The following is a 23,510-nucleotide window of genomic DNA, read 5'->3' as shown; positions in this document are numbered from 1 at the left end:
AACTCACTTCTTGTTTCCACTCACTCCCCGCCAAATGAAAACGCCGGCATGCGCCGGCGTTTTCATTACGGGGTGATTCCCGCCCCGATCACTTCTGGATCAGGAAATCCTCGACCTTGCGGCCGCCGGCGGTGTATTCGGCCAGCCAGCGCGGCTGCTTGCCGCGGCCGGTCCAGGTATTGGCGGCATTGGCCGGGTCGCGGTACTTCGGCGCGACCTTCACGCCCTTGCTGGCGCTCCTGGCCGGGGCCTTGGCCGCACGCGGGGCGCGGCTGGCCTTGGGGGCGCCGGCGCCGAACAGTTCCTCGATGGTGTAGCCGGCCTTCTGCGCGGCCTTGACCAGCTGGCTGCGTACCTTGGTGATGGGCTGGCGCTTGGCGACCACGCTCTTGCGCTTCTGTGCGTCGCGGATCAGAGAGGCCAGTTCTTTGGCCGACAGGCCGCTCAGGTCAATACTCATCGAATAGCTACTCCGGATAATGGGGTTGGGTATCGCCGATCCGTGGCAGCACGGCGAAGCATACCGGCTGTTATACGGAAACGGCAAACGATAATGCGCCCCGGATATTATTTCCATGAGAAAAGGCCGGGGTTTTGCCCCGGCCTTTTCGTCACCCGGCGATTTTCTGCAGCAGCCCGGCCCGGTCCAGATTCTCGGCCTCGCCGGCCGTGCGCGCCCGGTATTCGTAGGTGCCCGCGGCCAGGCCGCGTTCGGATACCACGATGCGGTGCGGGATGCCGATCAGCTCCATGTCGGCGAACATCGCGCCCGGGCGCAGGCCGCGGTCGTCCAATGCCGCGTCGATGCCGGCGGCCTGCAGGTCGGCCAGCAGCGCCTCGGCGGCGGCGGTGACGGCCGCGTCCTGCTTGGGGTTGATCATGCACACAACCGCCTGCCACGGCGCCATCGCCACCGGCCAGATGATGCCGGCCTCGTCGTGGTTCTGTTCGATGGCCGCGGCGACGATGCGCGATACGCCGATGCCGTAGCAGCCCATCGCCATCACCGCGGCCTTGCCGTTCTCGTCCAGCACCGTGGCCTTGAGCGCTTCGGCGTACTTGCGGCCGAGCTGGAACACGTGGCCGACCTCGATGCCGCGCGCGATCTTCAGCTCGCCGCCGTCGCGGGCGCGGTCGCCGGCCACCACGTTGCGGATGTCGGCCACTTCCGGCTCGGCCAGGTCGCGGCCCCAGTTCACGCCGGCGATGTGGAAGCCCTTCTCGTTGGCGCCGACGACGAAGTCGGCCATCGCCGCTACCTCGCGGTCGGCGACGATGCGGATGGCCCGGCGCGGGTTGAGCGGACCGAGGAAGCCGGGCTCGCTGCCCAGGTGTTCGGCGATCTCGGCCTCGCTGGCCATGCGGTGGTCGGCCAGGCCCGGCACCTTGCCCAGCTTGATCTCGTTGACCTCGTGGTCGCCGCGCACCAGTGCCAGCACGAAGTCGCCTTCGGCGCTCATCACCGCGATCGACTTCACCGTGCGCGCCAGGGCGATGCCCATCAGCGCGGCGACGTCCTCGCAGGTCTTCTGGGTGGGGGTGTCGACCTTGCGCAGTTCCTCGGTCGCGGCGCCGCGCGGCGCCGGGTCGGCGGCGACGGCGGCCTCGACGTTGGCGGCGTAGTCCGAGCCGGTGGAGAACACCAGCGCGTCCTCGCCCGAATCGGCGATCACGTGGAATTCCTGCGAGGCGTCGCCGCCGATGGCGCCGGAATCGGCCTGCACCGCGCGGAACTCCAGCCCCAGGCGGGTGAAGATGCGGGTGTAGGCGGCCTTCATGTTCTCGTACTCGGCCACCAGGCTGGCCTCGTCCAGATGGAAGGAATAGGCGTCCTTCATCAGGAACTCGCGCGCGCGCATCACGCCGAAGCGCGGGCGGATCTCGTCGCGGAACTTGGTCTGCACCTGGTAGAAGTTGACCGGCAGCTGCCTGTAGCTGGACAGCTCCTGGCGCGCGAAGTCGGTGATCGCTTCCTCGGCGGTGGGGCTGTAGCAGTATTCCTGCTCCTTGCGGTCCCTGATCTTCAGCAGCTGGCCGCCGAACTTCTCCCAGCGCCCGGTCTCTTCCCACAGCTCCTTGGGCTGGATGGTCGGCAGCTGCAGCTCCACCGCGCCGGCGCGGTTCATTTCCTCGCGCACGATGCCTTCCACCTTGCGCAGCACGCGCAGGCCCAGCGGCGACCAGGTGTACAGGCCGGAGGCCAGCTTGCGGATCATGCCCGCGCGCAGCATCAGCTTGTGGCTGACCAGCTCGGCGTCGGCGGGGGTTTCCTTGGTGGTGTGCAGGTGGAAGCGGGACAGGCGCATGGGGGAAGTCGCGAAACGGCGGGCCGGTCATTCTGCCAGAAGCCCCGGCCGGGCATGGCCCCCGCGCTGCCGGGCTTGCCGGGCAGGCTTCCACGCCGGTCCGGCAGAAAGGCCGGCGGCATGGCGCCGGCGGGGCAGGCCCCGCCGCTACTTGCAGTAAACCGCCGCCGCCGCTTCGGCCAGCTGCTTCTGCGCCGCGCGCTGGCTGTCGTCCAGCGGGGTGTCGGGCTTGCCGTCGCCGTCGGTGTCCTGCAACACCGGCCCGCCACCGGACAGCAGTTCCAGGTTGCGCCGCGCCGAGGCGCATTGCGGGGGTACGTCGGCACTGGCCGGCTCGGCCGCGGCCACCGGCTCGCCGGAGGCGGTGATGCGGCGGGTCTCGTACTTCTGCCCGGCCGGCGGACGTTCCGAATACTGGGTCACGCCGTTGGCGTCCTTCCACTTGTACAGGTTGCCGGTGCCGGCAGCGGCGCCATGGGCGGCACTGGCCAGTACCAGCAGGCAGCAGAAACGGGGCAGGGCGCGCATGGCGGCTCCGGGGACGCTTGGCGGGTAGAGGGCCGATTGCAGCACCCGGTGACGCGGCTGGCAAGTCGATTAAACTGGCCGCATGGACGAAACGAGACCTCCGCCGCGCTCGCGCAGCATCTACCTGCTGCCGAACCTGTTCACCACCGCCGGGTTGTTCGCCGGCTTCTACGCCATCATCGCCGCCTCCAATGGCGACTTCGTCAACGCGAGCATCGCGGTGTTCGTGGCCGGGGTCATGGACGGGCTGGACGGGCGGGTGGCGCGCCTGACCGGCACCAGCAGCGAGTTCGGCGTGCAGTACGACTCGCTGGCCGACCTGGTCAGCTTCGGCATGGCGCCGGCGCTGGTGATGTACCACTGGTCGCTGTCCTCGCTGAAGTTCGACGGCGACGTGCTGGGCCGCGTCGGCTGGCTGGCGGCCTTCCTGTACGCGGCCTGCGCGGCGCTGCGCCTAGCGCGCTTCAACACCCAGGTCGGGACGGTGGACAAGCGCTGGTTCGTGGGCCTGGCCAGCCCCGCGGCGGCCGGGCTGATGATGTCCTTCGTCTGGGCCTTCGCCGATGGCAGCCTGGGCTGGAGCGGCGAGGAGCTGCGTTACGTGGCGCTGGCGGTGGCCATCGTCGCCGGCCTGCTGATGGTCAGCCGCATCCGTTTCTGGAGCTTCAAGGGCGGCGCCGAGAAGGGCCCGCGCTCGGAGCGCGTGCCGTTCGTGGTGCTGGCGCTGGTGCCGATCATCATCGCCATCATGGTCGTGGACCTGCCGCGCACCCTGTTCGTGGTCGGCGTGCTGTACGCGCTGTCCGGGCCGGCGATGTGGCTGTGGCAGCGTTGGCGCCAGCCGGCCAGCAAGGTGCAGTGAACGCCGCCGCGTCCACGCCGTTGTGGTCGCCGCAGCAGCAGGCATGGCTGCAGGCGATGGGCTATGCGGTCTACCTGGAAGGCGGCGCGCTGGATGCGCCGCTGCCGCAGGCGGTGGCGCGCCCCGCGGCGCCGGCCGCGGCCGATGTAGCCGCGGCGCCTGCGCCGGCGGCCACGCGCCCGGCACCGCCGCCACGCCGCGAAGCGCCCGCGCGCCCGCCGCCACAGGCCCCGGCCACCGCGCCGGAGGCCCGGCCGGCGGCACGGCGCGGTGGGGTGCGCCTGCCCGACCGCCTGCAGATCGCGCTGCTGCGCGCATCCGGCTGCAATCCCAACGATCCGCAGACCCGCGCGCTGATGGACAGCTGGCCGCTGGCCGAACTGCGCGCCAACCCCGCGGCCAAGCGCGCGCTGTGGCCGCAACTGCGCGCACTGCGGCGGAAGCAGCGGCAATGAACGCGGTGGCGGCGACGCCGGCCCCCGTGCTGCGCCCGATGCACGAGGGCGACCTGGACGCGGTGATGGAGATCGAACTGCGCGCCTACCCGTTCCCGTGGACCCGCGGCATCTTCCAGGACTGCCTGCGCGCCGGTTACCCGGGGCGCGTGCTGGTGGGCGGCGACGGCCTGCTCGGCTATGGGCTGCTGAGCGTCGCCGCCGACGAGGCGCACGTGCTCAACGTCTGCGTCGATCCGCTGCAGCAGTCGCGCGGGCTCGGCCGGCGCCTGCTGCGCGACCTGGTGCGGGTGGCGCGGCAGCATGGCGCGGCGCGCGTGTTCCTGGAGGTGCGGCCGTCCAACACGCCGGCCATCGCGCTGTACCACAGCGAGGGCTTCAACGAGATCGGCCGCCGCCCGCGTTACTACCCGGCCGGGAGCGGGCGCGAGGATGCGCTGGTGATGGCGATGGAGCTGGTGGACGAGGACATCGCCCGCATGCCGCCGCTGTGAACCGCGCGGTCCGTTTCAGCCCAGCCGCAGCAGGACTACGCCGGCCACGATGAGCGCCGCGGCGAGCATGCGCCGGCGGCCGATGCGTTCCTTCAGCACGAGGGCCGAGATCAGCAGCGCGAACAGGATCGAGGTCTCGCGCAGCGCGGCGATGGGCGCCACCGGTGCCCGGGTCATCGCCCACAGCGCGATGCCATAGGAGGCGGTGGTGCCGAAGCCGCCGACCAGGCCGCGGCCCCAGTGGCCGCGCAGATGGCGCAGCAGCGGCGCGCGGCGCGCGCACAGCGCCCACAGCGGCAGCGGCAGGCCGGACAGCAGGAACAGCCACAGCGTGTAGCTCGCCGCGTGGCCGGACAGGCGCGCGCCACGCGCGTCGACCAGGGTGTAGCTGGCGATGAGCACGGCGATGGCCAGCGGCAGCCGCAGCTGGCGGCGGGCGCCACCGCCGGCCATGCCGACGACGCCGGCGCTGACCGCGGCGATGCCGAGCCAGCCGCCCGCCGTCAGGCGCTCGCCGAACGCCAGGCCGCCGGCCAGCGCCACCAGCAGCGGCGCGCAGCCGCGCATCAGCGGGTAGGACAGGCTCATGTCGGCGGCCTGGTAGGCGCGCGCGACCAGCACGTAGTAACCGACCTGCATCACGGCCGATGCCGCCAGCCACGGCCAGCTCGCCGGCGCCGGAAGCGGCAGCCATGGCAAGGCCAGCGCGGCAAGGACGGCAGCCCAGCCGGTGACCAGGATGGTGGTCAGCAGCGTGTCGCCGCCGAGCTTGACGATGGCGTTCCAGCCGGCGTGCAGCAGGGCGGCGCACAGCACCGCGCAGAAGATGGCCAGCGACATCGCATGCCCGGGATGCGGTGGAGGGCCGCAGGATAGCCGCAAACGCAGGCGCCGCCCGCAGGCGGCGCGCTTACAGCTTGGCGCGCTGTTCCTGCAGGCCGGCCAGCTGGCTGTTCCAGTCGGCCAGGCGCACGCGCTCCTGCTCGACCACCGCCGCCGGCACCTTGTCGGTGAACCGGGCCAGCTTGGTCTCGCTCTTTTCTCTCTCCGCCGAGACGCGGGCGATTTCCTTGTCCAGGCGCGCGCGTTCGGCGTCCAGGTCGACCAGGCCTTCCAGCGGCACCAGCAGCTTCAGCTCGCCGACGATGGCGGCGGCGGCCGGTGGCGTCGGCGCGTCGCCGGCCAGCCAGTCGATGCTTTCCAGCCTGAGCAGGAAGCGCAGCTGCGAGGCGAAGCGTTCGACGCGGGCGCGGTCGGCGTCCTGGCCGCCCTGCAGCAACAGGCGCACCTGCTTCGACGGCGGCACGTTCAACTCGCTGCGCACGCGGCGCAGCGCGCTGACCATGGTCTTGAACCACTCCACGTCGGCCTCGGCCTGCGCGTAGTCGCCGGCGAATTCCTCCGCCGTGGGATAGGCGCGCAGCGACAGCGTGCCGGCGGCGATGCCCAGGCGCGGCGCCACCTGCTGCCACAGCTGCTCGGTGACGAACGGGATCAGCGGGTGCAGCAGGCGCAGCACCGCTTCCAGCACGTACAGCAGGGTGTGGCGGGTGCTTTCGGCATCGGCCGCGTCGCTGCCGTTGAGCGCCGGCTTGGTCAGTTCCAGGAACCAGTCGCAGAACTCGTTCCAGACGAATTCGTACAGCGCCTGCGCCAGCAGGTCGAAGCGGTAGTCGGCGAAATGCTGCTGCGCCTCGGCGGAAACCTTCGCCAGGCGCGAAAGAATCCACTTCTCCGCATCGGTGACGGGTGCGGGCCTGGCCCCTTCCCCGTTCCCCGTTCCCCGTTCCCAGCCTTCGGTGTTCATCAGGGTGAAGCGGCTGGCGTTCCACAGCTTGTTGCAGAAGTTCTTGTAGCCCTCGGCGCGGCTCATGTCGAACTTGATGTCGCGGCCGTGGGTGGCCAGCGCGGCGATGGTGAAGCGCAGCGCGTCGGCACCGTGGGCGATGATGCCGTCCGGGAATTCCCTGCGGGTGGCCTTCTCGATCTTCTCGGCCATCTTCGGCTGCATCAGGCCGTGGGTGCGCTTGGCGACCAGGTCGTCGATGCTGATGCCGTCGATGATGTCCAGCGGGTCGAGCACGTTGCCCTTGGACTTGGACATCTTCTGGCCCTGCGCGTCGCGGATCAGGCCGGTGATGTACACGTCCTTGAACGGGATGTGGCCGGTGAAGCTGTCGGTGGCCATGATCATGCGCGCCACCCAGAAGAAGATGATGTCGAAGCCGGTGACCAGCACGTTCGACGGCAGGTAGCGCTCGAAGCCGCGCTGCGCCATGGCCGTTTCGTCCGGCCAGCCCAGCGTGGAGAACGGCCACAGCTGCGAGGAGAACCAGGTCTCCAGCACGTCGCTGTCCTGGGTGAGCGCCACGTCGTCGCCGAGCCCCGCCCTGGCGCGGGCTTCGGCTTCGTTGCGACCCACGTAGCAGTTGCCGGCCGCGTCGAACCACGCCGGGATGCGGTGGCCCCACCACAGCTGGCGGCTGATGCACCAGTCCTGGATGTTCTCCATCCAGTGGCGGTAGGTGTTGATCCAGTTGCCCGGCACGAACCTGATGGAGCCGTTCTCCACCAGCTCCAGGCCACGCCTGGCCAGCCCGTCCATCTTCACGAACCACTGGTCGGTGAGGTAGGGCTCGATCACCTGGCCGGTGCGGTCGCCGCGCGGCACCTGCAGCTTGTGCGCCCGGGTCTCGACCAGCAGGCCCAGCTCTTCCAGCTCGGCCAGGATCACCTTACGCGCCTCGTAGCGGTCCAGCCCGCGGTACCGCTCCGGCGCGTTCTCGTTGAGCGCGGCCACCGGCGTGAACAGGTTGATCATCGGCAGGCCGTGGCGCACGCCGACCTGGTAGTCGTTGAAGTCGTGCGCCGGGGTGACCTTGACCACGCCGGTGCCGAATGCCTTGTCGACGTAGTCGTCGCCGATCACCGGCACGCTGCGGCCGGTCAGCGGCAGGGTGACGCGCTTGCCGATCAGGTGGGCGTAGCGCGCGTCTTCCGGGTGCACCATCACCGCGGTGTCGCCCAGCAGGGTTTCCGGGCGCGTGGTGGCCACGACCAGGTAGTGGCGGGTCTCGCGCAGGGTCTCGTTGCCGTCGGCGTCGACCTCGACGTGCTCGTAGCTGGCGCCGTCCTCCAGCGCGTAGGCGATCGACCACAGGAAGCCGTCTTCCTCGACGCTTTCCACTTCCAGGTCGGAGATGGCGGTCTTCAGCACCGGGTCCCAGTTGACCAGGCGCTGGCCGCGGTAGATCAGGCCCTGCTCGTGCCAGCGCACGAACGCCTCGATCACCGCCTCGCTCGGACCCGGATCCATGGTGAAGGTGCTGCGCGACCAGTCGGCCGAGGTGCCGAGGCGGCGCATCTGCCCTTCGATCACGTTGCCCGAGTGCGCCTTCCACTCCCACACCTTGTCGATGAAGCCGTCGCGGCCCAGCGAGTCGCGGGTTTCGCCCTTGCCTTCCAGCGCCAGGTTGCGGCTGACCACCATCTCGGTGGCGATGCCGGCATGGTCGGTGCCCACCTGCCACAGCGTGTCGTAGCCGCGCATGCGGTGGTAGCGGATCAGCGCGTCCATCAGCGTCTGCTGGAACGCATGGCCCATGTGCAGGGTACCGGTGACGTTGGGCGGCGGCAGCAGGATGGTGTAGGGCTCGCCCTGGCCGGACGGCTTGAAATGGCCCGCCTTCTCCCACGCATCGTAGAGCGCGGTTTCGAAGGACTTGGGGTCGTAGCTGGAGGCGAGTTGGGTCATGCGGGGAAACCGGTGGAAGGCGGGGGAGGGGTCAGCGGAACGCGCCGGTTTTCAGCGCGCGCCGGATCTTCTGGTCGGTGTGGTACTGGCTGACCGCATAGGCGGCCCAGATGGCGGCCGGGACCCAGCCGATCAGGGTGATCTGCAGGACCAGGCAGACCACGCCGGAGATCGGCCGGCCGATGGTGAAGAAGGCCAGCCACGGCAGCAGCAGGGCGATGAGCAGGCGCATGGATGGTCTCCTTACATGTCGTGCTTGTTGAGCGCGTAGCCGGCGGCCTTGTACTGGCGCCAGCGCTCGCGCAGCGGTTCGCGCGCGGCCGGATCGGCCGGCACCACTTCCAGCACCCGCTCGCAACCGCCCAGGTACGGCTCGTCGCGCAGGTTGATCACCAGCGGCCGTTCCGGCGCGTCGGCGCCGGGCGCGGCGATCAGCACGATGGCTTCTTCCTCGTCCACGTCCTCGCCGACGATCTGGTGCGGGATGTAGGCATCCGGGTCGAACGACCACAGCAGCTCGTCCAGTTCCTCGGCCTGCGCGGCGTCGCGCGCCAGCACCAGCGTGTACAGGCCGCCATCGTTGGCCTTGCGCGCCAGTTCGCACACCAGCTTGAGCGGCTCGGTGAGGAAGCGGGGCTTGGCGATCAGGTAGAAGTCGGCACGGGTCAAGGCGGGGAACCGGGAAGGGGGAAAAGGGAAGGGAAGTGCAGGAGTGGGGAGAGGGAGCCGGCGCGGGAGACTTTCATTCCCTGTTCCCGGCTCCCTGTTCCCTGCTTCAGGCCACCTGGTCCAGCAGCCACTGCGTCAGCAGGCCGACCGGACGGCCCGTCGCCATGCCGCGCTTGCCTTCGTCGCTGGCCACGCCGGCGATGTCCAGGTGCGCCCAGCGCTGGCCTTCGGTGAAGCGCGACAGGAAGCAGCCGGCGGTGATGGCGCCGGCCCAGCGGCCGCCGATGTTGTAGACGTCGGCGAAGCTGGAATCCAGCATCGGCTGGTACTCGTCCCACAGCGGCAGGCGCCAGGCGCGGTCGAACACCTGCTCGCCGGCGGCCAGCAGCTCGTTGGCCAGGTCGTCGTGCTTGCTCATCAGGCCGGCGGTCTGGTGGCCCAGGGCGACCATGCAGGCGCCGGTCAGGGTGGCGACGTCGATCAGCGCGGCCGGCTCGAAGCGCTGCGCGTAGGTCAGCGCGTCGCACAGGATCAGGCGGCCCTCGGCGTCGGTGTTGCCGACTTCGATGGTCTTGCCGGACATGGAGGTGATCACGTCGGACGGGCGGTAGGCATTGCCGTCGATGGCGTTCTCCACCGCCGGCACCACCACCACCAGGTTCAGCGGCAGCTTCGCCTTCACGGCCGCGACGAAGGTGCCGATGACGTTGGCGCCGCCGCACATGTCGTACTTCATTTCCTCGATGCCGCCCTGGGTCTTCAGGTTGACGCCGCCGGTATCGAAGGTGATGCCCTTGCCGACCAGTACGTACGGCTTGGCGTCGCCGCCATTGTTCCACTTCAGCACCACCAGCTTCGGCCGGTTGGCCGAGCCGCGCGCCACCGCCAGCAGCGAGCCCATGCCCAGGGCTTCCATCTGCTGCTCGTCGAGGATTTCGGCCTGCGCGCCCTCGTGCTCGGCGGCGAACTTGACCGAGGATTCGGCCAGGTAGGCCGGCGTGCACAGGTTCGGCGGCAGGTTGCCCAGCTCGCGGGCGTACTCGACGCCGGCGGCGATGGCCTGGCCCTGGGCCAGCGCGGTCTCGTCCTCACCGCTGATCGCCAGGGTTTCCAGGCCCGGGGCGTCGGGCTTCTTCTTGCCCAGGGTGGCGGTGTAGCGGTAGCAGGCGTGGTTGGCGGCGATCACGGCCTGGCGGATGTTCCAGGCGGCGTCGCGGCCGGCCACGGTCAGCTCGGACAGGGTGAACAGCGCGTCGCGGGTGATCCCGCTGCGCAGCGCGCGGGCGGCGTCGCCCACCGCCTTGATGTACTGCGGCACGCCGAACCGGGCCGGGTCGCCCAGGCCGACCACCAGCACGCGCGGCGCGGCCACGCCGGCCAGGTCGTGCAGGAGGGTGGTGTTGCCGGTCTTGCCGCCGACGTCGCCGCGCTCCACCAGCGCCGCGATGCGGCCGCCCGAGGCGGCGTCCAGCGCCTGCGCCGCCGGGGACAGCGACTTGTCGGAGTAGGCGCCGACGATGACGCAGTCGACCGCTGCGGAGGCCGGGGCGGCGTGGTTCAGGGTGAATTGCAGAGACATTGATCAGATTCCATTGCCAAATCCGTACAATCGCGGACTGTTTCCACCCTTCCAGGCCGGCCGGGCGTGCCGCGAACGAAACCGGGAGTTTAAACCACCCACCCCATGGCGAAGCTTGACCGCTACCTGCTGAGCGACTTCCTCCAGAGCTTCCTGGCGACCCTGACCGTGCTGCTGGTAGTGAGCGTGGGCGGGGTGCTGGTGGACATCCTGGGGCGGATCGCCGATGGCCGCATGCCGGCCGGACTGCTGCTCTCGCAACTGGGCCTGCAGTTCATCGTCTACCTGCCCATCATCCTGCCGCTGGCCCTGCTGCTCGGGCTGTCGCTGGCCATCGCCCGGCTCTACCGGGATTCGGAGATGGCGGTGCTCACCGCGGTGGGCGTCGGCCCGCGGCGCCTGCTGCGGCCGGTGCTGATGCTGGCCGCGCCGGTGGTGGTCCTGGTCGGGGCCTGCTCGCTGTGGCTGGGCCCCTGGGCCAACCGCACCGCCGACGCGATGGTCGAGGCCGCCAGCCGCAGCGTGGTGGTGGCGGGGCTGGAGCCGGGCAAGTTCACCCAGCTCTCCGGCGGCGGCATCGTCTACCTGTCCTCGCTCAGCGAGGACGGCACGAAGATGGGCAAGGTGTTCATCCAGCGGCAGAAGGACGGGCGCATCGACGTGGTCTCGGCCAACAGTGGCGCCATGTTCTTCGAGGGCGAGCGCCAGCGCTTCCTGCGCCTGGAGGACGGCCACCGCGTCGAGGGCCCGGAGAACGGCGCGCTGGATTACCGCCTGATGCGCTACGCCAGCAACGAGGTGGCGCTGCCCGACCGCGACGAGCCGCGCGGCCAGGACGACCCCGAGGTGCTGCCGACCCTGCGCCTGTTCGGCGATGACCGGCGCGAGGCGCAGGCGCAGCTGCACTGGCGCATCACCCCGCCGCTGCTGGCGCTGGCCTTCGCCCTGCTGGCCCTGCCGCTGTCGCGCAGCACGCCGCGGCAGCAGCGCTACGGCAGCATCATGCTGGCCTTCCTGGGCTACGTGGTGGGCATCAGCCTGATGATCAGCGGCCGCCAGTGGCTGGCCACCGGCAAGCTGCCGGCGGCGCTGGGCCTGTGGTGGCTGAGCGTGCCGCTGCTGGCGCTGGCGCTGTGGATGTATTTCCGCGATGGCCGGCTGTCGCGCCGCAAGGGAGCCCGCGCATGATGCTGCGCCCGCGCATCCACGATTTCTACGTCGGCCGCACCGTGCTGTTCACCGTGCTGCTGACCTGGGCGGTGCTGACCGGCCTGGACGCGATGCTGTCGCTGTCCGGCGAGGCCAAGAACATCGGCACCGGCAGCTACACCTTCGGCCATGCCGTGGCCTGGACCGCCTACACCCTGCCGCGCCGCGCCTACACGCTGTTCCCGATGGCCGCGGTGATCGGCGCGCTGATGGGGCTGGGCCAGCTGGCCGCGACCTCGGAACTGACCGCCCTGCGCGCGCTCGGCCTGTCGCGGCGGCGCATCGCGCTGTCGGTGGCCATCGCGCTGTCGCTGCTGACCGCGCTGATGGTGGTCAACGGCGAAACCCTGGCGCCGTGGGGCCAGAACAAGGCCGATGTGCTCAAGACCAGCGCGCGCTGGAACACCGACATGACCATGGCCCGCTATTCCGGCCTGTGGGCGCGCGAGGGCGACACCTTCCTCAACGCGCAGAGCGGCGAGGAGCAGCTCACCGACGACGGCGCCACGCGCCTGCTGCTGCACGACGTGCGCCTCTACCGGCTGGACGCCGACGGCCGCCTGGCCAGCCTGACTCATGCGGTCACCGCCCGCCACGATGCGCAGGGCTGGACCCTGGAGCAGGTGCGCCGCGACACCTTCGGCGAGCGTTCGGCCACCCGCCAGACCATCGCCAGCGAGCCGTGGGACTCGGCCCTGGACGCGGCCGCGCTGGCCTCGGGCCTGACCAAGCCGCGCAGCCTGACCGCCGCCGAGCTGCGTACCAGCATCGAATACCGCAAGCGCAACGGGCTGGACGCGCGCGACTACGAGGACACCTACTGGAGCCGCTGGTTCTATCCGCTGAACGTGCTGGCGTTGTGCCTGGCCGCGGTGCCGTTCGCCTTCGGCTCGCTGCGCAGCGGCGGCATGGGCAAGCGCCTGTTCCTGGGCATGCTGTTCGCGCTGGGCTTCCTGCTGCTGCAGATGTTCTTCGGGCGCATGGCCGGCGCGCTCAAGTTCGACTACCGCATCGCCTACGCGCTGCCGCCGATCGTGATGCTGCTCGTGTCCAGCTGGCTGTTCAAACGCCGGTCCAGCTGACCGGAGGCGCGGGAAGCCGGACGAACCTGTCTGTCCGCCGCGCCGCCGCGCGCCGGTGCAATGACGTACCGGCGCTATTCCTTGGGTATGCGCACCAGCCGGGTGTTGCTCAGGCGGTCGTGCCGCGCCGCGGGAAGCCGGACGAACCTGTCTGTCCGCCGCGCCGCCGCGCGCCGGTGCAACGACGTGCCGGCGCTATTCCTTGGGTATGCGCACCAGCCGCGTATTGCTCCAGCGGTCGTGCCACGTCAGCCCCTGACGATCAACCAGCGCCCACCAGAATCCCAGCCCGCCGCACAGCAGCGACAGCGTGGCGAGCGCGTAGCGCTTCCACAGCCTGCCCATCGAGGGCGCGCCGTCGACGCCACGCACGTACAGCCGCCACGGGCGCATGCCCAGGGTCTGCCCGCCGCGCTTCCAGCTGAGCGTGGCGTACACCCCGGCCACGGCCCAGCAGCACAGCCACAGCAGCCATTGCAGCGGGCTGTACGGGGCGATGTTGTGGCGCGTGTTGCCGCCGCTCGCGGCCACGTCCAGCAGGGTGAACGGCACGGCGGTGAGCATCCACAGCGCCAGCACCGGCCACAGGTCGTAGAACAGCGCCAGCAGGCGGCGCAGCAGCAGCGGCGAAGGGCGGGGCGGGGCAGCGGTGTCTGCGTTCATCGCGCGAGCATACGGGCTGGCGTGGTCGATGTGGATGGGCAGCGGCGCCGGCAATGCCTATGCTGCGCGCGATGACGTCGCTTTCCACCGCCGCCGAACGCCGCCAGTTGGTGATGCAGTTGCCGCCCCTGCGCGAGGAGGACGGCCGCCGCATCCAGCGTTTCCTCGATGCGATCTGGGCCGAGCAGGGGCTGGCGCGGGCGACGCTGGACAGCTACCGCAGGGACCTGGAAGGGCTGGCGCGCTGGGCGCACTGGCGCGCCTGCGGAACATCGGCCCGCGCGCCGATGGATGCACGACCGGCCGGGCCGGGCTCCGTGCAGGCCGGTGCCGCTGCGCAGGCGAGCCTGCTGGCCGCCATCGACCGGCCGGGCCTGTTCGACTACCTGGCCTGGCGTACCCGGCATGGCTGGTCGCCGCGCAGCAACGCGCGGCTGCTGTCGGCGCTGCGCGCGTTCTTCGCCGATTGCCTGCGCCGCGGCGAGCGCGATGACGACCCTTCGGCGCTGCTGGAGCCACCCAAACTGCCGCGGCCGCTGCCCAAGGCCGTGGCCGAAAGCCAGATCGAGGCGCTGCTGGCGGCGCCGGATACCGCCACCTCGGAAGGGCTGCGCGACCGCGCCATGCTGGAGCTGATGTACGCCGCCGGCCTGCGCGTCAGCGAGCTGGTCGACCTGCCGGCCAATGCGGTCAACCTGCGCCAGGGCGTGCTGCGGGTGACCGGCAAGGGCAGCAGGGAGCGGCTGGTGCCGCTGGGCGAGGAATCCCGGCACTGGCTGGAACGCTACCTGGCCGAGGCGCGCCCGGCGCTGGCGGCGGGCCGGCCGGTGCAGGCCACGGCCGCCGGCCAGGTGCCGTTGTTCCTGACCCGCGCGCAGAAGCCGCTGACCCGCCAGCAGTTCTGGACGCTGGTGAAGGCCTGCGCGGTGGTGGCCGGCATCGACCCGGCGCGGATCAGCCCGCACGGCCTGCGCCACAGCTTCGCCACCCACCTGCTCAACCACGGCGCCGACCTGCGCGCGCTGCAGATGCTGCTCGGCCACAGCTCGCTGTCCACCACCCAGATCTACACCCTGGTCGCCCGCGAGCACCTGCAGAAGCTGCACCGCCGGCATCATCCGAGGGGGTGAGGCAGGCCGCTTGCGCGGCACTGCCGCGCGGCCTGCCGAACGCCCGGCCATGGATGGCCGGGCAGGACTATCCGAAAGCCAGTGAAGTTCCGCCAGGGATGGCAGCAGCGTCCCCGCGGCATGCCGCGCGTGGCTGCGAACGCCCGGCCGCGCCAAGCTGAAACAAGGGCGCCAACAATGCCCGCCGCGCCGCCGCGCGCCCGGATCCCGCCGCAAACCAAGACGTCCTGAAGGAACCAAGCCCCGCAGCACCAACCTGCACCCGGCAGGCCCACCCGGCGATGCACCAACAAGGCAGCCCCCCACCGCAGTGCGATGGCCACGGAACCCGCCGCAGGTGCCGGTCTCGCCCGGCACAGGGGCAAGCCCGCCTCCAAAGCGGGATTCCGCGCCAGGACGAAGTCCGTACAGGCCCAGGACGCGCTTCGCACCGCGCCACCGCGGTCCTTCGCATATCCCGTGCGGACAGCCCCAACCCCACCCACCCTGAACGTCCCCGCTTCCCGGGTATGCGAGAATCGCCCGGCTTTCGCCTCTCCATCCACCCTGGAATCCCTGATGCTTCGAATCGCCATCGCCGCGCTGCTGGGCGCGATCAGCCTGACCGCCTGCGCGCAGTCGAAGGCGCCCGAAACCGCCGCCGCCGCGGCCCCGTCCGCCACGGACGGTGCGGTCGAGAAGCGGGTGCGCGATGCGCTCAGGCAGCTGGACCCGAACTTCAGCCCGGACTACATCGGCGCCGCGCCGTTCGCCGGCTTCCGCGAGGTGGTGGTGTCCGGCCAGGTGCTGTACGTCACCGATGACGGCCGCTTCCTGATGCAGGCCCAGCCCTACGACATCGGCAAGCGCGCGCTGGCCACCAGCGAAGGCCTGCTGGCCTACCGCCGCAAGCTGCTGGCGACGCTGCCGCATTCGGACCGGATCGTGTTCGCGCCGCCGAACGCCAAGTACACCATCAGCGTGTTCACCGACATCGAATGCGGTTACTGCCGCAAGCTGCACCAGGACATCGCCGAACTGAACCGCCAGGGCATTGCCGTGGAGTACCTGGCGTTCCCGCGCATGGGCCTGGGCAGCAAGGACCACACCGACATGATCTCGGTGTGGTGCGCCAGCGACCGCAAGGCGGCGCTGACCGCGGCCAAGTCCGACCGCCCGGTGGAGCCCAAGAACTGCACCAACCCGGTGGCGATGCAGTACAACGTCGGCCAGCAGCTGGGCATCAGCGGCACCCCGGCGATCTTCGCCGCCGACGGCACCCAGCTGGGCGGCTACCTGCCGCCGGCGCAGCTCAAGGCGGCGCTGGAGCGGCTGCCCGGGGCCGCAGGCAGCCCCTGAGGCGACACCGGCAACGGCGGCTTCGGCCGCCGTTGCCCTGTGCGGCCCCCGCTGGCATGCAGCGGCGAGGGCCGGTGCCGCTCCTCCGGCCGCGCCGCCCGCGCCGCGGCAATGCAGCATGCCAACGCCCGGTTCCAGCCCGCGGCGCCGGCTCCGGTACAATGGCGGGCCCGACTCCCACCATGGTCTCCCGGACATGATCGTCCTCGAGGGCGCAGCCGCCCTTTCGCCGTTCCGCCGCGAACGTCTTGAATCCCGCCTGCAGTCCATCGCCGCCGATCTGCGCATCACCGGTGCCTGGCACGTCTACTTCACCCAGGCCGCCGATACCGCGGCCGTCGACCAGGCCACGCTGGGCCGCATCCTGCAGGGCCAGCCGCAGCCGGCCGAAGCTGCCGTCGGCACGGTCTCGCGCTACGTGGTGCCACGCCTGGGCACGCTGTCGCCGTGGTCGAGCAAGGCCACCGAGCTGGTGCGCGGCGCCGGCCTGCCGATCCAGCGCGTCGAGCGCGGCACCCGCATCGACCTGGCCGGCTGGCCGTCCGACCCCGCGCAGCAGGCCGCGGTGGCCCGGCTGCTGCACGACCCGATGACCCAGTCGCTGCTGGCCGATATCGCCCAGGCGCAGGCGCTGTTCGACAGCCCGGCGCGCAAGCCGCTGGAGCGCATCGCGCTGGCCGACCTGGAAGGCGCCAACCGGCGCCTGGGCCTGGCCTTGGCCGACGACGAGATCGACTACCTGCGCCAGCGCTACGCCGAGCTGGGCCGCGACCCGTCCGACGTCGAACTGATGATGTTCGCGCAGGCCAATTCCGAGCACTGCCGGCACAAGATCTTCAACGCCAGCTGGACCATCGACGGGCAGGAGCAGGACCGCTCGCTGTTCCGCATGATCAAGAACACCCACCAGCAGACCCCGCAGCACACGCTCAGCGCCTACAGCGACAACGCGGCGGTGATCGAGGGCGAGCCGGCCGCGCGCTACCGCCCGGACCCGGCCACCGGCCGCTACCGCAGCGAGGCGGTGGTGCCCAGCGCCTTCCAGATCAAGGTGGAAACGCACAACCACCCGACCGCGATCGCGCCGTTCCCGGGTGCTTCGACCGGCGCCGGCGGCGAGATCCGCGACGAGGGCGCGACCGGCCGCGGCGGCAAGCCCAAGGCCGGCCTGACCGGCTTCTCGGTGTCGCACCTGCGCATCCCGACCCTGCCGCAGCCGTGGGAAGCGCCGCGCGCGCTGAACCCGCGCATGGCGCCGGCGCTGGACATCATGCTCGACGGCCCGCTCGGCGGCGCCGCGTTCAACAACGAGTTCGGCCGCCCGAACCTGCTCGGTTACTTCCGCAGCTTCGAGCTGCCCGAAGACGGCATCACCCGCGCCTACGACAAGCCGATCATGCTGGCCGGCGGCCTGGGCGCGATCGACCGCGTGCAGGTGGACAAGCTGCGCCTGCAGGAGGGCGACATCGTCATCGTGCTCGGCGGCCCGGCGATGCTGATCGGCCTGGGCGGCGGCGCCGCCTCGTCGGTGGCCTCGGGCGAGAGCGCCGAAGACCTCGATTTCGCCAGCGTGCAGCGCGACAACCCGGAAATGGAGCGCCGCTGCCAGGAAGTGATCGACCGCTGCGTGGCCATGGGCGCCGGCAACCCGATCAAGTTCTTCCACGACGTCGGTGCCGGCGGCCTGTCCAACGCCATCCCGGAACTGCTGCACGACTCCGACGTCGGCGGCGTGATCGACCTGGGCAAGGTGCCCACCGACGACCCGTCGCTGTCGCCGCTGGAACTGTGGTGCAACGAATCGCAGGAACGCTACGTGCTGGGCATCCCGGCCGACCGCCTGGCCGAGTTCGCCGACATCTGCGCGCGCGAGCGCTGCCCGTTCGCCGCGGTCGGCGTGGCCACCGCCGAGGAGCGGCTGGTCGTGGCCTATGGCGCGACCCCGGGCAACATCCCGGCCGACGCGCCGATCGACCTGCCGATGGACGTGCTGTTCGGCAAGGCGCCGAAGATGCACCGCGACACCGCGCATCCGCCGGCGCCGCGCTGGCCGGCGCTGAAGACCGCCGGCATCGACCTGCGTGACGCCGGCCTGCGCGTGCTGTCGCACCCGACCGTGGCGGCCAAGAGCTTCCTGGTCACCATCGGCGACCGCAGCGTCGGCGGCCTGACCGCGCGCGAGCAGATGATCGGGCCGTGGCAGCTGCCGATGGCCGACGTCGCGATCACCCTGGCCGGGTTCGACACCTTCGCCGGTGAAGCCATGGCGCTGGGCGAGCGCACCCCGCTGGCCCTGCTCGATGCCGCCGCCTCCGCGCGCATGGCGGTGGGCGAGGCCATCACCAACCTGTGCGCCGCGCCGCTGACCTCGCTGGACACGGTCAAGCTGTCGGCCAACTGGATGGCCGCCTGCGGCCACGACGGCGAGGATGCGCTGCTGTACGACGCGGTCCGGGCGGTGGGCATGGAGCTGTGCCCGCAGCTGGACATCAGCATCCCGGTGGGCAAGGACTCGCTGTCGATGCAGGCGCAGTGGCAGGCCGGCGGCAAGGCCGAAAAATCGGTGTCGCCGGTGTCGCTGGTGATCTCGGCGTTCGCGCCGGTGGTCGATGCGCGCCAGCAGCTGACCCCGCTGCTGGACCGCGACACCGAAAGCGAGCTGTGGCTGATCGGGCTGGGCGCGGGCAAGCAGCGCCTGGGCGGTTCGATCCTGGCGCAGACCCAGGCCGACCACAGCGCGCTGCCCGCCTTCGCCGGCGACGTGCCGGACCTGGACGACCCGCAGCGCCTGCGCGGCTTCTTCGAGCTGATCCGCGACGCGCGCGAGGCCGGCCTGCTGCTGGCCTACCACGACCGCAGCGACGGCGGCGCGTTCGCCGCGCTGTGCGAGATGTCCTTCGCCTCGCGCCTGGGCCTGGACATCGTGCTCGACGCCTGGGGCGACGACCCGTTCCGCAGCCTGTTCAACGAGGAACTCGGCGCGGTGGTGCAGATCGCCAGGGAAGACCGCGCCGCGTTCGCCGACCTGGTCGAGCGCCACGCGCTGACCGAGTGCGCGCAGCGCATCGCCCGGCCGACCACCGCGCCGGTGGTGCGCGTGCAGCTGGGCGGGCAGAGCCTGGCCGAATGGCGCTGGGAAGAGCTGTTCGACGCCTGGTGGTCGGTGACCCATGCCATGCAGAAACTGCGCGACAACCCGGAAGCCGCCGACCAGGAGCGCGCGGTGGCGCGCAACTTCAACGCGCCGGGGCTGAAGCCGAAGCTGGCGTTCGACCCGGCCGAGGACGTGGCGGCGCCGTTCATCGCCACCGGTGCGCGGCCGAAGGTGGCGATCCTGCGCGAGCAGGGCGTCAACGGCCAGATCGAGATGGCCAACATCTTCGAGCGCGCCGGCTTCGATGCCTATGACGTGCACATGAGCGACCTGATCGAAGGCCGCGTGCGGCTGGCCGATTTCCGCGGCCTGGCCGCCTGCGGCGGCTTCAGCTACGGCGACGTGCTGGGCGCCGGCCGCGGCTGGGCGACCTCGATCCTCGAACGCCCGGCGCTGCGCGGGCAGTTCGCCGCGTTCTTCGCGCGCCCGGACACCTTCGCCCTGGGCGTGTGCAACGGCTGCCAGATGATGAGCCAGCTCAAGGCCATCATCCCCGGCGCCGAGCACTGGCCGAAGTTCCTGCGCAACCGCAGCGAGCAGTTCGAGGCCCGCACCGCGCTGCTGGAGGTGGTGGAATCGCCGTCGATCCTGCTGCGCGGCATGGCCGGCTCGCGCCTGCCGGTGGCGGTGGCGCACGGCGAGGGCCGCGCCGAATTCGACGGCGCGGTGGACCAGGCCGCGGTCGACGTGGCGCTGCGCTACGTCGACGGCGACGGCAAGGCCGACCCGCAGTACCCGCTGAACCCGAACGGCTCGCCGGACGGCATCACCGGCCTGACCACCCGCGACGGCCGCGTCACCATCCTGATGCCGCACCCCGAGCGCACCCCGCGCACGGTCAACCTGAGCTGGGCGCCGAAGGGATGGGGCGAGGACTCGCCGTGGCTGCGCATGTTCCGCAACGCGCGGGTGTGGTGCGGCTGATCCAGCCGCGCCATCGCCGGGCCTGCGCAACGCGGCAGGCCCGGCACCGGCTCCCGTAGGAGCGGCTTCAGCCGCGATGGGGCTGTCCCGTTGCATTCGCCGCAACGCCGCGCAGGCACTGAAGCCGGCATCTGTCTGAAAGCCCCATCGCGGCTGAAGCCGCTCCTACGGGTGCGCGCCTTTCCGGGCGGCTGCTAGAGTTCGGCGCGTCGGTACCAGGGAATCGCAGGTCGTGACCACTTCCGCACCATCCGTTGCATGCAATGCCGGGATCGCTGCATGACCCTGCCAGTGATCCTGCTGCCGGTAGGCGTGGACGATGCGGCGCTCGATGCCTGCCTGGCGGCGCTGGAAACCGCCACGCCCGCCGGCACGCCGATCTGGCTGGCCGACGACGCGCAGGGCGGGCCGCGCGTGCAGGCGGTGATCGAGCCGTGGCTGGCACGCACGCAGTTGCAGGCCGAATACACGCGGCGGCCGCGCGCCATCGGCGAATCGGCGCACCTGGAGGAAATGCTGCGGGCCTGCGGCGATGCCGACGTGGCGGTGCTGGCGCCCGACGCCCTGCCGCTGCCGGGCTGGCTGCAGCACCTGTGCGACTGCCTGGCGCGCGACGCTTCCATCGCCACCGCCACGCCGTGGAGCAATGCCGGCGAGACCGTGGCCTGGCCGCGCGCCGGCGAACTGAACCCGCTGCCACCGGACGCCGCGCGGCTGGCGCGCGCCTGCGCGGCGATGCCGCTGCTGCACCCGGAGCTGCCCTCGGCCGTCACCCATGCGGTGCTGATACGCGGCAGCGCGCGGCGCCGCGCCGGTGGGCTGGACACGCAGAGCTGCGCCTCCTGGTATGCCGCGCTGGTGGACCTGAGCCTGCGCATGAGCGGGCTGGGCTGGCGCAACGTGCTGTGCGACAACGCCTTCGTCGGCCGCCACGCCGAGGGCCGGCCCGCCGATGGCGACATGGAGGTGCTGGGCAACCGCTGGCCGACCTGGACCGCGCGCCTGGCCGGATTCCTGATGGACGACCCGCTGCATGCGCACCGCCTGCAGCTGCAGCAGCTGTACGAACAGGCGGCGCTGCCGGCACGGCAGCCGGACCTGTTCGGCGACGGCGACGAACCGGCCGCGGAGGCGGCGCCGTGAGCGCGGCGATCGCCGTGGTCGTGGTCAGCTACCAGAGCGCCGCGACCCTGGACGACTGCCTGCTGCGGCTGCGAGCGGCCGAGGACGTGGCGCAGATCCGCGTGGTCGACAACGCCTCCGACGACGGCTCGCTCGGCATCGTCCAGCGCCACGCCCTGGCCGACGCGCGCGTGCGCTTCATCGCCAACCCCGACAACCCCGGCTTCGCTACCGCCTGCAACCAGGGCGCGCAGGACAGCGACGCGCCATGGCTGGCCTTCGTCAACCCGGACCTGATGGTCGAGGCCGACACGCTGGCGCGCCTGCGCGACCTCGGCCTGCCGCTGGGCGACTGCCTGCTCGGCGTCGAGCAGGTGGACGAGCAGGGCCGGCCGGACGCGGCGGTGCGCCGCCGCGACCCCGACTTCGCGGCGATGCTGCGCAACCCGGCGGCCGGCGCGCGGCTGGCGGTGGCCGCCGACCCGGCGCAGCCGCTGCAGCCGGTGCCGGCGCTGTCCGGCGCGCTGCTGCTGCTGCCGCGCGCCCTGTTCGAGCGCATCGGCGGCTGGGACGCCGGCTACCGGCTGCACGCCGAGGACCTGGACCTGTGCCGGCGCGCGCGCGAGGCCGGGGCGGTGGTGGCGGTGGCCAACGCACTGCAGGTGCTGCACGTGCGCGGCGTGTCCAGCCGCGCGCGGCCGTTCTTCGTCGAATGGCACAAGCACCGCGGGCTGTGGCGCTATTTCCGCAAGTTCGAGGCGCCGCGGCGCAGCCTGCCGGTGCGCGCGGCGGTGTGGTGCGCGATCTGGGCGCATGCGGCCGTGCAGCTGCCCAGGCTGCTGCTGCGCCCGTAGCGGCGGGGCCTGCCGCGCAGCTGGCCTGGCCGGGAAAGTCCGCTGCGGGGAAGGCCACGGCCGGATGCGCCGGCCGGCAGCGCATAATGCGCGCATGATCATCCAGTCCCTGCTCGATACCGACCTCTACAAATTCACGATGATGCAGGCGGTGCTGCACCAGCACCCCGGGGCGATCGTGCAGTACCGCTTCAAGTGCCGCACGCCGGGCATCGACCTGGCGCGCTTCATCGACCAGATCGACGCCGAGATCGACCACCTGTGCCGCCTGCGCTTCGGCGCCGACGAGGTGGACTACATGCGCCAGCTGCGCTTCGTGAAGCCGGACTTCGCCGATTTCCTCGGCCTGTTCCACCTGGACCGCAAGTACATCGACCTGCGCGCCTCGGCCACCGTGCCGGGCGAGATCGAGCTGGACATCACCGGCCCGTGGCTGCACACCATCCTGTTCGAGGTGCCGCTGCTGGCGATCATCAACGAAGTCTGGTTCCGCAACACCAGCACGCCGGACTTCGCCGAGGGCGAGCGCCGCCTGCGCGCCAAGACCGCGCTGCTGCGCGACACCCCCGGCTTCGACAACTGCCGCATCGCCGACTACGGCACCCGCCGCCGCTACTCGCGCGACTGGCACGGCCACATGCTGCCGCTGCTGCGCGACGCGCTCGGCGCGCAGTACGTCGGCACCAGCAACGTGCACTTCGCGCGCATGTACGGGATGACCCCGCACGGCACCATGGCGCACGAGTACCTGCAGGCCTTCCAGGCGCTGGGCCCGCGCCTGCGCGATTCGCAGGTGGCCGCGCTCGAATCCTGGGCGCGCGAGTACCGCGGCGACCTCGGCATCGCCCTGTCCGACGTGGTCGGGCTGGAGGCTTTCCTGCGCGACTTCGACATGTATTTCTGCAAGCTGTTCGACGGCGTGCGCCACGATTCGGGCGACCCGTTCGCCTGGGGCGACCGCATGCTGGCGCACTTCAAGGCCAACCGCGCCGATCCTTCCAGCAAGATCCTGGTGTTCAGCGACGGCCTGAACATCGAGAAGGTGATGCGCCTGTACGACTATTTCCGCAACCGCTGCCAGGTCGCCTTCGGCGTGGGCACCCACCTGACCAACGACCTCGGGCCGACCCCGCTGAACATCGTCATCAAGATGGTCCGCTGCAATGGCCAACCGGTGGCCAAGCTCAGCGATTCGCCGGGCAAGAGCATGTGCGACGACCCCGGTTACCTGGCGTATCTGCGGCAGGTGTTCGGGCTGCCCGCCGCGCCCTGAACCCTTGATGCGCGTGCGTCTGCGCGCGTCCGCAAGCCTTCTACACACGGCGTGGAACCACCCCGTGTCAGGGTTCTCGTGAGCAAATGACATTGAGATGACGAACGAAAGGCG

The 23,510-nt window shown here is 71.1% G+C and carries 19 protein-coding genes and 1 pseudogene; 11 read left to right on the top strand and 9 right to left on the bottom strand.

Annotated features, from left to right (window positions below):
- Window positions 1-91 precede the first annotated feature (91 nt).
- The 3 genes and pseudogenes from AC06FP_RS02110 to AC06FP_RS02100 form a co-directional block, all read right to left on the bottom strand.
- A pseudogene (locus AC06FP_RS02110) lies at window positions 92-460 on the bottom strand (H-NS histone family protein); the annotation flags it as partial.
- A gap of 151 nt (window positions 461-611) precedes the next feature.
- Window positions 612-2,306 (bottom strand): proline--tRNA ligase, encoded by a 1,695-nt coding sequence (locus AC06FP_RS02105; RefSeq protein WP_478074307.1) that lies wholly within the window; start codon window positions 2,304-2,306, stop codon window positions 612-614.
- A gap of 147 nt (window positions 2,307-2,453) precedes the next feature.
- Window positions 2,454-2,834: a DUF4124 domain-containing protein gene (locus tag AC06FP_RS02100; RefSeq protein ID WP_478074306.1), complete on the bottom strand. Its 381-nt coding sequence runs from the start codon at window positions 2,832-2,834 to the stop codon at window positions 2,454-2,456.
- Window positions 2,835-2,916: 82 nt separating this feature from the next.
- Between AC06FP_RS02100 and pssA the strand changes: the two genes are divergently transcribed.
- Genes pssA through rimI form a run of 3 tightly spaced genes read left to right on the top strand, consistent with a single transcriptional unit; the run spans window position 2,917 to window position 4,645 of the window.
- Entirely contained in the window at window positions 2,917-3,696 is a 780-nt protein-coding gene (gene pssA / locus AC06FP_RS02095) for a CDP-diacylglycerol--serine O-phosphatidyltransferase (protein ID WP_456117132.1), read from the top strand.
- On the top strand, window positions 3,693-4,151 hold the full coding sequence (locus AC06FP_RS02090) for an alanine acetyltransferase (RefSeq protein ID WP_478074305.1): 459 nt from the start codon (window positions 3,693-3,695) through the stop codon (window positions 4,149-4,151). Before pssA ends, AC06FP_RS02090 begins: the two co-directional genes overlap by 4 nt.
- Window positions 4,148-4,645 carry a ribosomal protein S18-alanine N-acetyltransferase gene (gene rimI, locus AC06FP_RS02085; RefSeq protein WP_478074304.1) on the top strand — a complete coding sequence of 166 codons (498 nt, stop codon included), beginning with the start codon at window positions 4,148-4,150 and terminating at the stop codon, window positions 4,643-4,645. The genes AC06FP_RS02090 and rimI overlap by 4 nt, the downstream gene beginning before the upstream one ends.
- A gap of 15 nt (window positions 4,646-4,660) precedes the next feature.
- Here rimI and AC06FP_RS02080 read toward each other — a convergent pair whose 3' ends face one another.
- From AC06FP_RS02080 to AC06FP_RS02060, 5 genes are all read right to left on the bottom strand, one after another.
- Entirely contained in the window at window positions 4,661-5,485 is an 825-nt protein-coding gene (locus tag AC06FP_RS02080; protein WP_478074303.1) for an EamA family transporter, read from the bottom strand.
- Between the two features lie 70 nt (window positions 5,486-5,555).
- Entirely contained in the window at window positions 5,556-8,399 is a 2,844-nt protein-coding gene (locus AC06FP_RS02075) for a valine--tRNA ligase (protein ID WP_478074302.1), read from the bottom strand.
- A 31-nt stretch (window positions 8,400-8,430) separates the two neighbouring features.
- The gene (locus AC06FP_RS02070) at window positions 8,431-8,631 is read right to left on the bottom strand and encodes a YqaE/Pmp3 family membrane protein (protein WP_456117128.1); all 201 of its coding nucleotides are present in this window, start codon (window positions 8,629-8,631) and stop codon (window positions 8,431-8,433) included.
- 11 nt (window positions 8,632-8,642) lie between these two features.
- Window positions 8,643-9,068, bottom strand: a complete 426-nt coding sequence (locus AC06FP_RS02065) for a DNA polymerase III subunit chi (protein WP_456117127.1) — start codon at window positions 9,066-9,068, stop codon at window positions 8,643-8,645.
- A gap of 106 nt (window positions 9,069-9,174) precedes the next feature.
- Complete coding sequence (locus tag AC06FP_RS02060) at window positions 9,175-10,647, bottom strand: leucyl aminopeptidase (protein WP_478074301.1); 1,473 nt, start codon at window positions 10,645-10,647, stop codon at window positions 9,175-9,177.
- A gap of 105 nt (window positions 10,648-10,752) precedes the next feature.
- Here AC06FP_RS02060 and lptF point away from each other — a divergent pair, with 105 nt between their 5' ends.
- Both lptF and lptG read left to right on the top strand, forming a co-directional pair.
- Window positions 10,753-11,835, top strand: a complete 1,083-nt coding sequence (gene lptF / locus AC06FP_RS02055) for an LPS export ABC transporter permease LptF (protein ID WP_478074300.1) — start codon at window positions 10,753-10,755, stop codon at window positions 11,833-11,835.
- Entirely contained in the window at window positions 11,832-12,938 is a 1,107-nt protein-coding gene (gene lptG / locus AC06FP_RS02050) for an LPS export ABC transporter permease LptG (RefSeq protein ID WP_456117124.1), read from the top strand. The genes lptF and lptG overlap by 4 nt, the downstream gene beginning before the upstream one ends.
- 195 nt (window positions 12,939-13,133) lie before the next feature.
- Here lptG and AC06FP_RS02045 read toward each other — a convergent pair whose 3' ends face one another.
- Window positions 13,134-13,601, bottom strand: a complete 468-nt coding sequence (locus AC06FP_RS02045) for an RDD family protein (RefSeq protein WP_478074299.1) — start codon at window positions 13,599-13,601, stop codon at window positions 13,134-13,136.
- 71 nt (window positions 13,602-13,672) lie between these two features.
- Here AC06FP_RS02045 and AC06FP_RS02040 point away from each other — a divergent pair, with 71 nt between their 5' ends.
- From AC06FP_RS02040 to pncB, 6 genes are all read left to right on the top strand, one after another.
- Entirely contained in the window at window positions 13,673-14,731 is a 1,059-nt protein-coding gene (locus AC06FP_RS02040) for a site-specific tyrosine recombinase XerD (protein ID WP_478074298.1), read from the top strand.
- Between the two features lie 558 nt (window positions 14,732-15,289).
- The gene (locus AC06FP_RS02035; protein ID WP_478074297.1) at window positions 15,290-16,069 is read left to right on the top strand and encodes a DsbC family protein; all 780 of its coding nucleotides are present in this window, start codon (window positions 15,290-15,292) and stop codon (window positions 16,067-16,069) included.
- A 196-nt stretch (window positions 16,070-16,265) separates the two neighbouring features.
- Window positions 16,266-20,147, top strand: a complete 3,882-nt coding sequence (purL, locus tag AC06FP_RS02030; RefSeq protein ID WP_478074296.1) for a phosphoribosylformylglycinamidine synthase — start codon at window positions 16,266-16,268, stop codon at window positions 20,145-20,147.
- 279 nt (window positions 20,148-20,426) lie between these two features.
- Window positions 20,427-21,290 carry a glycosyltransferase family 2 protein gene (locus tag AC06FP_RS02025; RefSeq protein ID WP_456117119.1) on the top strand — a complete coding sequence of 288 codons (864 nt, stop codon included), beginning with the start codon at window positions 20,427-20,429 and terminating at the stop codon, window positions 21,288-21,290.
- Complete coding sequence (locus AC06FP_RS02020) at window positions 21,287-22,123, top strand: glycosyltransferase (protein ID WP_478074295.1); 837 nt, start codon at window positions 21,287-21,289, stop codon at window positions 22,121-22,123. Before AC06FP_RS02025 ends, AC06FP_RS02020 begins: the two co-directional genes overlap by 4 nt.
- A 94-nt stretch (window positions 22,124-22,217) precedes the next feature.
- Window positions 22,218-23,396 (top strand): nicotinate phosphoribosyltransferase, encoded by a 1,179-nt coding sequence (gene pncB, locus AC06FP_RS02015; protein WP_478074294.1) that lies wholly within the window; start codon window positions 22,218-22,220, stop codon window positions 23,394-23,396.
- Window positions 23,397-23,510 lie beyond the last annotated feature (114 nt).

The sequence above is a fragment of the Stenotrophomonas sp. Steno-Z2 genome, from assembly GCF_056393235.1.
Note: the sequence above shows the minus strand (reverse complement) of the source record. Positions and strands in the feature narration are given on the sequence as shown.

Bases quoted from the DNA above. Each gene is read 5' to 3' on its own strand.
- AC06FP_RS02070 (WP_456117128.1), bottom strand. From the start codon at position 8,631: ATGCGCCTGCTCATCGCCCTGCTGCTGCCGTGGCTGGCCTTCTTCACC.
- AC06FP_RS02075 (WP_478074302.1), bottom strand. From the start codon at position 8,399: ATGACCCAACTCGCCTCCAGCTACGACCCCAAGTCCTTCGAAACCGCG.
- pncB (WP_478074294.1), top strand. From the start codon at position 22,218: ATGATCATCCAGTCCCTGCTCGATACCGACCTCTACAAATTCACGATG.
- AC06FP_RS02105 (WP_478074307.1), bottom strand. From the start codon at position 2,306: ATGCGCCTGTCCCGCTTCCACCTGCACACCACCAAGGAAACCCCCGCC.
- purL (WP_478074296.1), top strand. From the start codon at position 16,266: ATGATCGTCCTCGAGGGCGCAGCCGCCCTTTCGCCGTTCCGCCGCGAA.
- AC06FP_RS02080 (WP_478074303.1), bottom strand. From the start codon at position 5,485: ATGTCGCTGGCCATCTTCTGCGCGGTGCTGTGCGCCGCCCTGCTGCAC.
- AC06FP_RS02045 (WP_478074299.1), bottom strand. From the start codon at position 13,601: ATGAACGCAGACACCGCTGCCCCGCCCCGCCCTTCGCCGCTGCTGCTG.
- AC06FP_RS02060 (WP_478074301.1), bottom strand. From the start codon at position 10,647: ATGTCTCTGCAATTCACCCTGAACCACGCCGCCCCGGCCTCCGCAGCG.
- AC06FP_RS02025 (WP_456117119.1), top strand. From the start codon at position 20,427: ATGACCCTGCCAGTGATCCTGCTGCCGGTAGGCGTGGACGATGCGGCG.
- rimI (WP_478074304.1), top strand. From the start codon at position 4,148: ATGAACGCGGTGGCGGCGACGCCGGCCCCCGTGCTGCGCCCGATGCAC.
- AC06FP_RS02035 (WP_478074297.1), top strand. From the start codon at position 15,290: ATGCTTCGAATCGCCATCGCCGCGCTGCTGGGCGCGATCAGCCTGACC.
- AC06FP_RS02100 (WP_478074306.1), bottom strand. From the start codon at position 2,834: ATGCGCGCCCTGCCCCGTTTCTGCTGCCTGCTGGTACTGGCCAGTGCC.
- lptG (WP_456117124.1), top strand. From the start codon at position 11,832: ATGATGCTGCGCCCGCGCATCCACGATTTCTACGTCGGCCGCACCGTG.
- lptF (WP_478074300.1), top strand. From the start codon at position 10,753: ATGGCGAAGCTTGACCGCTACCTGCTGAGCGACTTCCTCCAGAGCTTC.
- AC06FP_RS02040 (WP_478074298.1), top strand. From the start codon at position 13,673: ATGACGTCGCTTTCCACCGCCGCCGAACGCCGCCAGTTGGTGATGCAG.
- pssA (WP_456117132.1), top strand. From the start codon at position 2,917: ATGGACGAAACGAGACCTCCGCCGCGCTCGCGCAGCATCTACCTGCTG.